The organism is Desulfobacula sp. (assembly GCF_030611305.1).
Classification (GTDB): domain Bacteria; phylum Desulfobacterota; class Desulfobacteria; order Desulfobacterales; family Desulfobacteraceae; genus Desulfobacula.
Genome location: NZ_JAUWQB010000035.1, coordinates 20,543 through 33,975 on the forward strand (window position 1 = coordinate 20,543; position 13,433 = coordinate 33,975).

Annotated in this window: 12 protein-coding genes and 5 tRNA genes; 13 read left to right on the forward strand and 4 right to left on the reverse strand. The window is 41.0% G+C overall.

Annotated elements, in window-relative coordinates; translation table 11 throughout:
* The first annotated feature begins 75 nt into the window (after nucleotides 1-75).
* From QAI40_RS08655 to QAI40_RS08690, 8 genes are all read left to right on the forward strand, one after another.
* A complete protein-coding gene (locus QAI40_RS08655) occupies nucleotides 76-1,362 on the forward strand; it encodes a thiolase family protein (protein ID WP_299980969.1) in 1,287 nt (428 codons plus the stop codon).
* Between the two features lie 101 nt (nucleotides 1,363-1,463).
* Nucleotides 1,464-1,619, forward strand: coding sequence for a hypothetical protein (locus QAI40_RS08660; RefSeq protein WP_299980967.1), 156 nt, complete (start codon nucleotides 1,464-1,466; stop codon nucleotides 1,617-1,619).
* Nucleotides 1,620-1,736: 117 nt separating this feature from the next.
* Nucleotides 1,737-2,852 (forward strand): AI-2E family transporter, encoded by a 1,116-nt coding sequence (locus QAI40_RS08665; RefSeq protein ID WP_299980965.1) that lies wholly within the window; start codon nucleotides 1,737-1,739, stop codon nucleotides 2,850-2,852.
* A complete protein-coding gene (gyrA, locus tag QAI40_RS08670; RefSeq protein WP_442875368.1) occupies nucleotides 2,849-5,356 on the forward strand; it encodes a DNA gyrase subunit A in 2,508 nt (835 codons plus the stop codon). The genes QAI40_RS08665 and gyrA overlap by 4 nt, the downstream gene beginning before the upstream one ends.
* Complete coding sequence (gene radC / locus QAI40_RS08675; RefSeq protein WP_299980963.1) at nucleotides 5,328-6,053, forward strand: RadC family protein; 726 nt, start codon at nucleotides 5,328-5,330, stop codon at nucleotides 6,051-6,053. Before gyrA ends, radC begins: the two co-directional genes overlap by 29 nt.
* Entirely contained in the window at nucleotides 6,050-6,313 is a 264-nt protein-coding gene (locus tag QAI40_RS08680) for a hypothetical protein (RefSeq protein ID WP_299980961.1), read from the forward strand. The genes radC and QAI40_RS08680 overlap by 4 nt, the downstream gene beginning before the upstream one ends.
* A gap of 14 nt (nucleotides 6,314-6,327) precedes the next feature.
* Nucleotides 6,328-7,503: a phosphoglycerate kinase gene (locus QAI40_RS08685; RefSeq protein WP_299980959.1), complete on the forward strand. Its 1,176-nt coding sequence runs from the start codon at nucleotides 6,328-6,330 to the stop codon at nucleotides 7,501-7,503.
* A 32-nt stretch (nucleotides 7,504-7,535) separates the two neighbouring features.
* Nucleotides 7,536-8,591, forward strand: coding sequence for a hypothetical protein (locus tag QAI40_RS08690; RefSeq protein ID WP_299980957.1), 1,056 nt, complete (start codon nucleotides 7,536-7,538; stop codon nucleotides 8,589-8,591).
* Here the strand turns inward: QAI40_RS08690 and QAI40_RS08695 are convergent.
* From QAI40_RS08695 to QAI40_RS08710, 4 genes are all read right to left on the reverse strand, one after another.
* Nucleotides 8,586-9,041, reverse strand: a complete 456-nt coding sequence (locus QAI40_RS08695) for an N-acetyltransferase (protein WP_299980955.1) — start codon at nucleotides 9,039-9,041, stop codon at nucleotides 8,586-8,588. The genes QAI40_RS08690 and QAI40_RS08695 overlap by 6 nt on opposite strands.
* Nucleotides 9,042-9,171: 130 nt before the next feature.
* On the reverse strand, nucleotides 9,172-10,392 hold the full coding sequence (locus QAI40_RS08700; protein WP_299980953.1) for a peptidase U32 family protein: 1,221 nt from the start codon (nucleotides 10,390-10,392) through the stop codon (nucleotides 9,172-9,174).
* 16 nt (nucleotides 10,393-10,408) lie between these two features.
* A tRNA-Arg gene (locus QAI40_RS08705) sits at nucleotides 10,409-10,483 on the reverse strand.
* A gap of 5 nt (nucleotides 10,484-10,488) precedes the next feature.
* Complete coding sequence (locus QAI40_RS08710; RefSeq protein WP_299980951.1) at nucleotides 10,489-12,372, reverse strand: LysM peptidoglycan-binding domain-containing protein; 1,884 nt, start codon at nucleotides 12,370-12,372, stop codon at nucleotides 10,489-10,491.
* Between the two features lie 441 nt (nucleotides 12,373-12,813).
* Here QAI40_RS08710 and QAI40_RS08715 point away from each other — a divergent pair.
* The 5 genes from QAI40_RS08715 to QAI40_RS08735 all read left to right on the forward strand — a co-directional run.
* A tRNA-Thr gene (locus QAI40_RS08715) sits at nucleotides 12,814-12,889 on the forward strand.
* A 9-nt stretch (nucleotides 12,890-12,898) separates the two neighbouring features.
* Nucleotides 12,899-12,983, forward strand: a tRNA-Tyr gene (locus tag QAI40_RS08720).
* A gap of 89 nt (nucleotides 12,984-13,072) precedes the next feature.
* A tRNA-Gly gene (locus QAI40_RS08725) sits at nucleotides 13,073-13,148 on the forward strand.
* Nucleotides 13,149-13,217: 69 nt separating this feature from the next.
* Nucleotides 13,218-13,294: transfer RNA gene (locus QAI40_RS08730), tRNA-Thr, on the forward strand.
* Nucleotides 13,295-13,320: 26 nt separating this feature from the next.
* On the forward strand, nucleotides 13,321-13,433 hold a 113-nt coding region (locus QAI40_RS08735; RefSeq protein ID WP_304511561.1), incomplete at its 3' end, for a GTP-binding protein.

The window sequence follows — 13,433 nt, forward strand, 5'->3', positions numbered from 1 at the left end:
TTTGTTATTGATCCCGTGATGTAGTTAAAATATAACTGCTAATAAAGAAAAAATCAATATTGATGGAGGCTTTAAATGAAAGATGTTGTTATTGTCAGTGGTGTCAGAACGCCTGTAGGATCATTTGGCGGTTCCTTGAAAAGTGTACCTGTGGTTGATCTGGGTACAATAGTAATGAAAGATGTTTTAAAAAGAGTCGGGTTAAAACCTGCTGTGGATGCATCCCAGGATGAATTTTCTCCGGATACATTAAAAGGTCAGGGCATGATCGATCTTGAAAAAAAGGGATATGATTATGATGATTCCCTGGCTCCTGTATTTATTGATGAAGTGATCATGGGCAATGTTTTGCAGGCCGGACAGGGCCAGAATACAGCCCGACAGGCCATGATCGCAGCAGGTATCTCAAGGCAGAGTCCTGCCTTTACAATAAATAAAATATGCGGTTCAGGCCTTAAAGCCATTGCTCTTGGTGCCCAGGCCATTATGGCAGGAGGGGCAGAAGTGATCCTTGCCGGCGGTCAGGAAAGCATGAGTAATGCCCCCATGGCATTGAACAAAGCCAGATGGGGACATCGAATGGAACTGACCGGTATCGGACCTGTCCATGACTTGATGGTATTTGACGGATTATATGAGATTTTTTATGGATACCACATGGGGCTCACTGCTGAAAATATTGTAGAAAAATATGGTATCTCAAGGGAAGAGCAGGATCAACTGGCTTTGTTGAGCCATGCAAGAGCGTTTGCTGCCGTGAATGATGGCACATTTGCTGAAGAAATCGTACCTGTGGTAATTAAATCCCGCAGAGGGGATACCATTGTTGATAAAGATGAGCGCCCCATGGAAACCAGTATGGAGAAAATGGCAAAACTTCGTCCGGCATTTAAAAAAGACGGAAGCGTAACTGCAGGAAATGCATCCGGAATTAATGATGCGGCTGCAGCTGTTCTTCTGATGTCCGAAGAAAAGGCAGATGAACTTGGCCTTGAAAAACTGGCAAAAATAAAAGGTTTTTCAGCCGGTGGACTTGATCCGGCCTACATGGGTCTTGGCCCTGTTCCGGCGGTGAAAAAAGTGTTGAAACAGACCGGTATGAGTATTGATGATATTGACTTGATTGAACTGAACGAAGCCTTTGCTGCCCAGGCCATCGGATGTATGAGAGAGCTGAATATTGATGTGGAAAGGCCGAATGAGCTGGGATCAGGAGTTTCACTGGGTCATCCCATCGGATGCACAGGGGCAAGACAGATGGTTACCGCCATTAACCAGATGAAAAGAAAATCCTATTCCACAGGTCTGATCTCCATGTGTATCGGTGGTGGTATGGGTATGGCAATGATAATAGAAAGATAAGTTTGTCCTTTACTTGGATTCATTAAAATGGTAAAAAACCTTAGAGTTTTATTGGGTTGTAATAATGTTTGAAATGAAAGGCATAAAGGGGTGTTTCTATTATGGATATTCCTAGGAAATTAGGCATATTGATTTTTACAGCGGTACCAGCCATCGTAGGTGGCGGTATTGTATATCATTTTTTTGGAAGTTTTGTTCAAGTCATTATATTTGAGATACTTCTTGTTCTGGCAGCTCTTGGTTTAATCAGCAGCTAAAACAAGATGATTATTTGATTTATGTAAAGCCGCATTTGTGCAAGTTACTTTGCATATTGTGGCTTTACATGGTTTTTTACCCTTTCCTTTTCTCTAAAATTTAACAGGTTTGGTGAAATGTTGGAGCAAAAATTTTCTCAAAGAGCGGTGTTTGTCTTTTTTATTGCTCTGTTCTGCATTGCGATTCTGCTTGCTGGCAAGCTGATGGCTCCTTTTTTTGCTATCATCATATTAGGGGTTGTCTCCACAGGGGTTTTTAACCCGGTTTTCAAGTTTTTTTCAAAAAAACTGACACCGAGACTGGCATCCGTTCTTACCTGCATCCTTGTTTTTTTTGTTGTATTTATTCCAGTTGTCTTTTTTTTCGGGGTACTTTCCAAGGAGGCGTTTAATCTTTATGTCATGGCCAGGGATGCAGTTTTTTCAAACCAGTTAAAGGATCTGCTTGAAAGCACACAGGTTCTTGAACGGTTCAATGAACTCCTGCTAAGGGCAAGGATTGAAAAAGTGGTGACCTGGGATGAGTTGATCAGTCCTATCTCAGAGCTTGGAAAGTTTGTGGGATTCTCATTGTTTGAACAGGCCAAATTTATCACATCCAATGTGTTTAATATTGTGCTGTATTTCTGTTTGATGCTGATTGTGGTATTTTATATGCTCATAGATGGGAATAAGTTTATAAAATACATGTATAACCTGTCTCCTTTGCCGGATGAACATGATGATAAGCTTTTTGAAAAATTTAAGGGCATGGCGGGTGCCGTTCTTATCGGCAATGGCCTTGGCGGCTTGATTCAGGGGGTTGCAGGCGGAGTGCTTTTCCTGTTTTTAGGATGGAATTCTCCATTTTTATGGGGTGTGATTATGGGCTTTCTGGCCTTTTTGCCCATTTTGGGGATCGGGATTATACTGATTCCTGCCGCGGCAATTTTGATGCTGAAATCGAAATTTGCAGCAGGAATTTTTGTCCTTGTTTTTTATGCCGTGCTTTCCTGGGGAGTCGAGTATATTTTTAAACCCAAAGTGGTTGGCGACAGGGTGAGAATGCATCCGTTAATCGTATTTTTTGCAATTATCGGAGGGCTAAAGGCATATGGTTTGCTGGGTATTATTTACGGACCGTTGATTGCCACCCTGTTTTTAACCCTTTCAGACATATATTTTTCAAGTTTTCAATTTATGGTTGAACCCGGAAAGGTTCATAAAGAGAAAGAATTGGAGTTTAAACGTTGATTATTAATAAAGAGATTAATGTGACCACCATTGAGAAGGAGATGAAACAATCCTATCTCGAATATGCAATGAGTGTCATTATCGGAAGGGCGCTTCCCGATGTTCGTGACGGACTGAAACCGGTTCACCGGCGTTCACTGTACGCCATGCAGCAAGTACGGAACGACTGGAATAAACCCTATAAGAAATCTGCCCGTATTGTCGGTGATGTGATGGGTAAGAATCATCCCCATGGTGATTCTGCTATATATGACACCATTGTCCGGATGGCTCAGCCTTTTTCGTTGCGATATATGTTGGTTGATGGTCAGGGTAACTTTGGATCGGTGGATGGTGATTCACCGGCTGCAATGAGGTATACGGAAATCAGGATGCGCAAGATTGCCCATCAGATGCTTGCCGATCTTGAAAAGGAAACCGTTGACTTTATTCCCAATTATGATGAAACTCTTAAAGAACCGTCAGTCTTACCGACTAAATTTCCTTCATTGCTGGTCAATGGCTCCTCTGGGATTGCCGTTGGAATGACAACCAATATCCCGCCGCATAACATAAAAGAGGTTATTACAGCGTTAAATCAACTGATTGATAACCCTTCAATGGACATCGAAGATTTGATGGAATACATTCCCGGGCCTGACTTTCCAACCTATGGTCATATCTATGGCACCAAAGGAATCCATGAGGCCTATAGCACAGGGCGGGGGATTATTACTTTGCGTGCCAAGGTTGAGGTTGAGGTAAATAAAAAGAACGGTCAGGAAACCATTATTGTGACCGAGCTTCCCTACCAGGTCAACAAGGCAAAACTAGTTGAAAAAATAGCTGAACTCATGCGGGATAAGGTTATTACAGGCGCATCCTTTGTTCGGGATGAATCCGACCGTGACGGAATGAGAATTGCCATAGGGCTTAAAAGGGACCAGATTAATGAAGTTGTGATTAATCAGCTTTATAAACATACAAACATGCAGACCAGTTTTGGAATTATCCTCCTTGCTATTGTCAATAACAGACCACAGCTTCTAACGTTAAAAGAGATCCTGAATCATTTTATCGGCCACCGCAGAAATGTCATTATCCGGAGAACAAGATTTGACTTAAGAAAGGCAGAAGAAAGAGCTCACATTTTAGAAGGCTTGAAAATTGCTCTGGATCATCTGGATGAAGCAGTGGCACTGATCCGGGCGTCACATTCCCCTGAAGAGGCCAAAAACGGGTTGATATCCACATTCAATCTTACAGCCATCCAGGCCCAGGCAATACTTGATATGCGCCTGCAAAGGCTTACAGGGCTTGAAAGGGAAAAAATTATTAGCGAATATGATGCTCTTTTAAAGGACATTGCCTGGTACAATGAAATTCTTTCAAGCGATGAAGTGGTCCTAGGGCTGATTAAGGATGAACTGTCCGAGCTTGACGAAGAATTTGGTGACCAAAGGCGTACAATCATAGTCGAAAGTACAGCTGAAATCAGTATTGAAGACCTGATTGCCCAGGAAGATATGGTTGTGACCGTGACCAGAAGCGGCTATATCAAGCGAAATCCGATTACTCTGTATTCAAGCCAGCACAGGGGCGGAAAAGGCAAAACCGCCATGGGAACAAAGTCTGATGATTTTGTTGAACATCTTTTTGTTGCATCCACCCACGCCACCTTTCTGTTTATTACCAATTTTGGAAAAGTTTATCAGTCAAAGGTTTATGAACTGCCTATGGCAGGACGCTCAAGTCTTGGGAAGGCCATTGTAAACCTGTTAAATTTTGATGAAGGTGAAAAACTTGCCACTGTGTTAACCGTTGATGCGTTTGTTGAGAATCAATATGTTGTCATGGCCACTAAAAAGGGAAGGGTGAAGAAAACCCTTCTGATGGCTTATTCAAGACGAAGATCCGGTGGTCTGATCGGGATCAGGCTTGCAGAGGGCGATGAGTTGATTTCAGCCAGGATAACCGATGGGGATATGAATATTTTTCTTGGATCAGAAGGAGGTAAGGTGATTCGTTTCCGTGAAGGTGATGTCCGTACAACTGCAAGGGGCTCCATGGGTGTTCGCGGAATGAGAATCGATCAGGACTCAAGAGTTGTTGGAATGGAAGTCCTGGAATCTGAAGATACTCTCCTTACGGTAACCGAAAACGGATATGGAAAACGGTCTTTAATTGAGGATTATAGGATCCAGGGCCGTGGCGGGAAAGGCGTTTTTTCTATTAAGACCTCAAGGCGTAATGGTAAAATGGTCTCGTTGCTTCTTGTGGATGATAATGATGAACTCATGATGGTGACAGATAAAGGAAAGCTGATTCGAACATCCAATAAAAGCATCAATGTGATCAGCAGAAATACCCAGGGTGTTAGACTGATTAACCTGTCATCAGGTGAAAAGCTTATTGGAATCGCACGGCTCCCTGAAGAAGAAGAGGAAGAGGATCAGGAGGATATAAATCTGGAAGACCTTCCTGTGGATAAGGAGAATGGAGACGAAGAAGTCATCGACTCATAAGGGAGAAGGACACAGAAAAAGGCTGCGGGACAAGTTTTTGGAAAGCGGCCTTCAAGGATTTCATGACTATGAAGTAATAGAGCTGCTACTTTCTCTGAACACACCGAGAAAGGACTGCAAACAGAGTGCAAAATTGCTTTTAAAACGGTTTAAGACGTTTCAGGCAGTTCTTTCGGCAAACCACGAATCTCTCTGTGAAATCCAAGGAGTGGGGCCGGCAAACAGTCTGGGCATTCGATTGATCAAAGAAGTGGCTGACAGATACCTTGAAGCCAGGATCATATCAAAGGATGTGGTTCAAAATCCCAAGGACCTGATGGAGTATCTGAATCACACAATCGGACATAAAACAAAAGAAGTATTTGCCGGTATTTTCCTTGATGCCAAAAACAGGGTCCTGACATCTAAGATCCTTTTTACCGGAACATTGACGACCAGTTCGGTTTACCCAAGGGAAGTCATCATGAGTGCATTACAGCATAATGCCGCAGCTGTAATTTTTGCTCACAATCATCCTTCCGGAGATGCAGACCCTTCCGAAAGTGATATTCAGATCACAAGAAAACTCTTTTTTGCATTAAAATATGTGGGAATTATCTTGCATGAGCATATGATCATTGGAAAGGAAGGTTTTTACAGTTTTGCGGCTCAGGGCCTGATATCAAAATTTAATAAAGAATTTGATGAATTTAAATGAAGAAAGAAAATGAAAAGCGAGAGTGTTTTGGTGTTCTTGAAAAAGTATTTCCCATGACCGATAAGGGGTTAAGGCAGACCCCGGATGAATGCTTTTACCATTGTTCTGTTAAAACAAAATGCCTTCAGCAGGCCATGGCCTCAAAAGAGGGTGTTAAAGTGGAAGAAGAGATTATTGAAAGGGGAACTCAATCAGGTGTCATTAATTTTTTTGAGCGCTGGTCCCGCAAAAAACAGGTGCACAGAAAAATAAAAAAATAATTATCAAGGAATCAATGAAATCCGTAAGAGATATTGATGTGACATCAAAGGCAGTTTTTGTCAGGGTTGATTATAATGTACCGGTTGATGAAAATTTAAATATTACAGACGATAACAGGATATTGGCAACCCTGGATCTCATCTATTACCTGTTGGAAAGAAACGCAAAAATCATTCTGGCCTCTCACATGGGCAGACCCAATGGCAAGAGGGATCCAAAATTCAGCCTGGCGCAGGTAGCTAAAAGATTGTCACGAATTTTAGAAACCCCGGTTTTGTTTGCAGATGATTGTATCGGTGAGAACGTCTCAAAAATGGTCAGTCAACTGGATAATGGTCAGATTCTGATGTTAGAGAATTTAAGATTTCATAACGAAGAAAAAGAGAATAATGAAGCGTTTGCAAAGAAACTTGCCGATCTTTGCGATGTATATGTGAATAATGCCTTTGCTGTTTCCCACCGGGATCAGGCATCTGTTACGGGCATCCCCAAATTAGTGTCTGAATCTGTGGCGGGTTTTTTACTTGAAAAAGAAGTTCAATCGTATTACGATCTGGTTGAAAATCCTAAAAGACCCTTGGTGGCAGTAATTGGCGGCGCAAAAGTGTTCGGCAAGCTTGCCGCCCTGGAGAACATGCTAAATTTTTTTGATAAACTGATCATCGGCGGCGTTATGGCCAATACGTTCTTAAAAAGCCAGGGATTTGATACCAAGGGATCAATGATTGAAGAAGATCTTTTGGAGACAGCGGCCGGTATCGTTAAAAAGGCAAAAGAAAAAAGAGTGGATTTTCTGCTTCCCCGGGATTTGGTTTGTGCTGAAAAGTTTGACAAAGATACCCGGGTAAAAGAAGCCATGGTAGATCAGATCCCGGATCAATGGATGGCCCTGGATATTGGTCCAAAGACTGCTTTAAGATATGCCAAAGCCATCGAGGATGCAGGAACCATTGTATGGAATGGCCCCATGGGGGTTTTTGAAATGGAAAAATTTATATCAGGAACCCAGGTTATAGCGGATGCCATTGCAGATTCTTCAGCATTTTCCATTGTTGGTGGGGGAGATACCGGACTTGCTGCAAAAAAATGTAATGTTGCAGATAAGGTCAGCTATGTTTCAACAGGCGGCGGTGCTTTTTTACATTTAATGGAGGGCAAAAAGCTCCCTGGAGTGGTTGCCCTGGAATAAAATTCCAGAATAGACGATAAGAGGAAAATAGTGTGGTATTCTGCAAGCACAGAGATTGTTTAAGCCGGGAAGAAAGACTTAGAAGGTCTTACTATGAGGTGTTGCGCGATGAACTGGATCAATTTGTTTTAAGCTACTCCCTTGTGGGGTCTTATAATAATTTTCTTCGATTACAGATGCCCTATCCGTTTGTGGAATTAAGGGAGCTTAAGCCCAGAGCACGAATTCCTTCGGTTGAGTTTGATGCACAAAATTCATTTTTAATCATTTTTTCAGAAGATTTTATCGATAAAAAACATAAGAAATACATTCGATACTTTGACGTCAATAAGACGACAAAGGATAATTTATTAAAACATAAATATTTCCCAAATGTGGAGAATTTTAACCGAAATCTCAAATTTTTTGAGACCAGTGAATTTTTCTCATTGTTAGGATCATTGCTCCCCATTGATTATGCCTTGTTGATTCAAAGGAACCAGCGAACAAAGGTAAGATATGCCTTAACCCATTTCCATGTAAGGATAGACTGGCCCATAGCAGAAGCGTCTGAGGACCTTGCCAGGGAGTTAAGGTATATTTCAAAAGATCTTTATGAAAAAGGGGATAAATATGCTGAAGATATTCAAAAAAAATTCTTTGAATACTATGGTGTTCCAATTATGTCCGGAGGGAGAAGAACCGCAGCCATAGTAGCCGCCCAATACTTCAGACAGTTCCCTGGAATTACAACGATTTATGTTTCTTCCAGTGAATCAAGAAATCTTTTACGGATTGATGAAAGAGGGGTATGCAAATCCGTCCTGGTTAAACTGCCGGACAGTGAAATAAAAAAATTGGCCGGCACGGCAGGTATTACCCAAAACAAATTTACAAAAAATTATGTGGTTGCACGGCAGCGTAAAAATTTTATCTGTATCTTAAATGTAAAATACGATTATACCAGTCATGCATTGCCCTCAGAGGGCGGAAGACTTCGGGAGTTAAACCCGGATACGAACTGGCTGACAGTATCCCAGGAGCATATATTACCGAAACCATCTACATTAATCCATCCACCGATTCCCTATAAAATGGTATATTTATAATTTTTTAAGCAGGGCGATTTCATCACAATTAGGAAAACTGACACAACCGATACAATCGGACCAGACCTTGATGGGAAGCTCTTTCTTATCAATGGTTGAAAATCCGAATTGTTCAAAAAAGGTCGGCCGGTAGGTGAGAGTGAAAAGATCCTTGATTTTAAAATAAAATGCTTCCTGGATGCTTCTTTCTGTGAGCGTAGAGCCGATTCCCCGACCTGTGAAATCATGATCAACTGCAAGGGATCGGATTTCTGCCATGTCTTCCCAGCAAAATTGCAGTGCACAGCATCCGACTATTTTTTTTTGCTTGGGATCTTCAAATACCCAGAAGTCTCTTAAATGGTCGTATAGTTTGCTAAGAGGCCTTGCTAAAAGTTCACCCTTAATATTATAGAATTGAAGTAATGCATGGATGGCCGGGACATCATCAAGTATTGCTTTTCTAATCATTGCAGTCCTTTATTTTCATCAGTGCCTTGACTGATCACGAAGATTTTGTTTTTGTTGTTCTCCCAGTATCGGGATTCGAGTATACCATTTTTGTTTTGTCCGGTATATCAAAATATTGATATGATTTATTTTATATTTTGCGCACAATATCATTGGGTTGACATTGAATTTCAAGCGTAAGGATAGCAAGTGTATTTGGATGGGCATTATCAATCGGGTTTTTATTAATATCAAGCAGCTCTATGATTTTTGTTCTTTTGGAGCGACCTTTTGGAGACAGAATTTCAACTATATCACCTCTGCTGAGTTTGTTTCTAATGCCTACCGTATAACTTTGATCTTCTGTGCTGCCGATTATTTTTCCAATGAAGCTGTGGATTTTCCCCTGGTGAATGTTGTTGTAATTGGGTAGCTGTTCACCCTGTTGATTAAAATAAAAACCCGTACAATATTCCCTGTGAAAAACCTGGTAAAGCTCGGCAAGCCAATCCGGATTCGTTTCAAATGTATCCGGGTCATCAGCATAGGAGTCAATTGCATTTCTATATGTTTTAACCACAGAAGCAAGATAGTTAATACCCTTCATTCGGCCTTCTATCTTTAATGATGTTATGTTTGCATCAATGAGATCAGGGATGTTTTCGATCATACACAAATCTTTGGAGTTAAAGATATATGAGCCTCTGTCATCTTCCATAAGCGAATGATATTCGTTGGGGCGAAGTTCTTCCACTACTGAGTATTTCCATCGGCAGGGATGGCTGCAAAGACCTCTGTTGCTATCCCTGCCGCTTAAAAAACTACTTAGCAGGCATCGTCCGGAATATGATATACACATGGCACCGTGAATGAAGGTTTCTGTTTCTATTTTTGAACCTGTAGCGATTTCTTTTATTTCGTTCAGGGATAATTCCCTTGCAAGGTTGACCCTTTTTACCCCCATGCCGTGCCAGAACCTCGCGGCATTCAGGTTGGTTGTATTGGCCTGGGTGCTTAAGTGGATATCAATATTCGGGATAATTTTTTTTGCCAGCATAATGATGCCCGGATCGGAGATAATAATTGCATCTGGATTGAGGCGGCCGGTTTTGTGTAAAAAGCTTTCAAGTTCTTTTTGTTCATGGTTTCTTGAGTAGATATTGCAGGCAAGATAGACTTTGACGTTATGAAGGTGGGCAAAGGTAACCGCATCAAATAGTTCTGTCTGTGTAAAATTGCCGGAGAAATTTCTCAGGCTGAAATCTTTGCCTGCAAGGTAGACCGCATCTGCACCATAGTGGATGGCAATTTCAAGCTTTTCAAAATTTCCGGCAGGTGCCAGAAGCTCAGGTTTAAAGGAACGTTTTTTCATACAGCCTGCATATAAGTGGTGCCCCCGGCAGGAATCGAACCTGCGCTCAAGGATTAGGAATCCTATGCTCTATCCACTGAGCTACGGGGGCAGGGTTTATTCAACGATTAATTTTTGCCCGGGAAAGATTTTACTTCTTTTACTCAAACGATTCAAGACAAGGAGTCGATTTAAACTCATATTATATTTTTTTGCAATTGAAAAAGGGCTGTCCCCTGACTGAACTTTGTATGTGGAAGTCCCTTTTTTTGCAATTTTGAATTGTTCTCTTGTCAATTGTTTTTTGGATGTAATATGAAGGGTTTGACCAATGCTCAATGTGGTGCCGGATAACCTGTTTGAAGCCATGATGTTTTTTGTTGTAGTGCTAAATTTTCTGGCAATATTCCAAAGATTATCGCCGCGTCGAACAGTGTATGTGAGAGTTTGCCCCGGTGATAGCGGCTGAGATGCAAGCGCATTGATCTTTGCTCCGCTGGTCCTGCTGGGTATTTTTAATATCTTGCCGGCAATGATTCTGTGTGATCTATTGATATGGTTGGCAACCGATATAGCACGGATGGATGTTTTATACTTTTTAGCGAGTCCGGATAAAGTATCTCCTCTTCTTACGCGATGGAATACAACCATTGGCGGAGGAGAATAAGTTGTTTTAATTTTATCAATTTTTGAAAGGAAAATTTGGGCTTTATCTTCAGGAATTTTTAATAGATAAGGTTCCGGTGGAAGCAGTGCATACCTCAGTTCCGGATTTAAATCTTTTAATACGGCTGTCTTCACTCCGATTTCTTTTGCAATATCTTTGAGCCTGATCTGTTTTTTGATTTCATATGTTTTAAAAGCAATGGGTAATAAGGGGGTGTTAATTTTGATATTATATTGGTCAAGATTGTTTATAATATGGAGTGTTGCTAAAAATCTGGGAACATACCGTGCGGTTTCCCTGGGCAAATTCTGGTAAAGATCCCAGAAGTTATCAAGATAGTTTATTCTTTGTTTTCGGATGGTTCTTAACACTCTGTTCTCTCCGCAATTATATGCAGCAAGGGCTGTTGTCCAGTCTCCGAAAAGATTGTGCAGTTCTTTTAGATAACTAATGGCGGCCATGGTCGCCTTGTGAGGGTCAAGACGCTCATCAATATAATAGTTGCGGTTTAATCCGAATTTGTATCCGGTAGAAGGAATAAACTGCCATAAACCCAGAGCTCTGGCTGGGGATAAGGCTCTGATCTTAAAGCCGCTTTCAATTAATGGAAGCCATGAGATCTCTTCGGGCAGGCCAGCTTTTTTCAATTCAGAAACTATAAAAGGCCTAAACCTTTCAGATCGTTCAAGGGATTGTATGAAGAATTTACGTTCAGGTCCGGTAAGCCTTTTTATTTCATTTTGTACGTGTTTATTCAAAATGATTGGTATTTCATTGTGTTGTCCGTTTACCACTATCTGGCGGGATGCGTAAATTTCAAGAATTCGTTTTGATATCAGGTATCGGATGTCTTCTTTTTGCTGATTGAATTCAGGATAAACCTCCGAATCGATCTCGAGTATGGAGTAATAAGCAGAGTCAAGGTTGGTTACCGCTTCTTCTAATTTGCCTTTTTCCCACATCTGCTGGGCATAATTGCAAAGTTCAAGTGCCTGGTCGATTTTTTCCCGGGCAGTGAGCTCTGATTCCTGGTTTTGTTTTTCTGATTCTTTTTCAAGGTCTGATGTTAACGAATCTGTTTGGGTGGGATTCTGCAAAGAAGAATCTGAAATAGTGATGGCCTCTGTGGTGTCATCTCGTTCTTCACGGCTGTTGATAATCAAGTCTTTTTTATTTGAATCAGGGTGATCAGAAGTGGTGTCAGATTTCAGAACATCCGAAGAAATTGTTTGCTTTTTAACATATTGATCGGAGGTATTTTTATTGTATGAGTGTTGACAGCCTGCTGTGATCCAAAAAAGTATTAAGATTATAGCAAGTTTGGTTTTAAACATTTTATTCCTTGGTGGTTACGTTAACGTTTGGTGGATTAATTATAAAATTAAGAAAAACTTGTCAAGGATATATATGCGTCTTTTAATCCTCATTACCAGGTTTTTAATTTTTTATAGGTGTGGTTAAAAAGAGCGGGGTTAAAAATTTCTTGTAATTTTTATTTTATTTGTATATGTTGATAAGTTATTGAATATTGAATATTGGTGTTTTTATTTTATAAAGATTTTTCCAGGCAGCCTGTTATTTTAAATATTGGATTAGGCTTAATTCAAAGGAAAGAATAAGGGAATCAGAGGGCAGGAAGGTTTTTGGAAATCCAATTCAAATATTTTAAGTTGGTGGTTGAAAATTTGTAAAATTTAGTGTTGATTATCTTGTTTTGTTCTGATACTATTTCTCGGTCTTTTCGTCGTGACAAAATGTTGCGGATATTAAGATGGGCCGATATAGCTCAGTTGGTAGAGCATCTCACTTGTAATGAGAATGTCCTCCGTTCGATTCGGGGTATCGGCTCCAAAATAAATCGGTGGGGTTCCCGAGTGGTCAAAGGGATCAGACTGTAAATCTGACGGCTCAGCCTTCGGAGGTTCAAATCCTCCCCCCACCACCAGTGTGTTGTGTAGGAGATCTTAAAATGTTGTTATGGGGGATCGTTACTACATAGCTAATGGGTTAATTAGCTATTTTAGTTTCCCCTATGCGGGAGTAGCTCAGTTGGTAGAGCTTCAGCCTTCCAAGCTGAATGTCGCGAGTTCGAATCTCGTCTCCCGCTCCACTTTTTTCGATCTCCAGAGGAATAATGGTTTGAGTTAAATATTTTAGTTAATTTGAATCGCATTTTCGGGCCCATGTAGCTCAGTCGGTAGAGCGCTTCCTTGGTAAGGAAGAGGTTCATCGGTTCAATTCCGATTATGGGCTCCAAAACAACGGCAGGAGGAATAAAGAAGATGGCTAAGGAGAAATTTGAGCGGACAAAGCCGCATGTGAACATAGGAACAATCGGTCATATTGACCATGGTAAGACTACGCTTACAGCAGCAATCACCAAGCATTGCGGGAT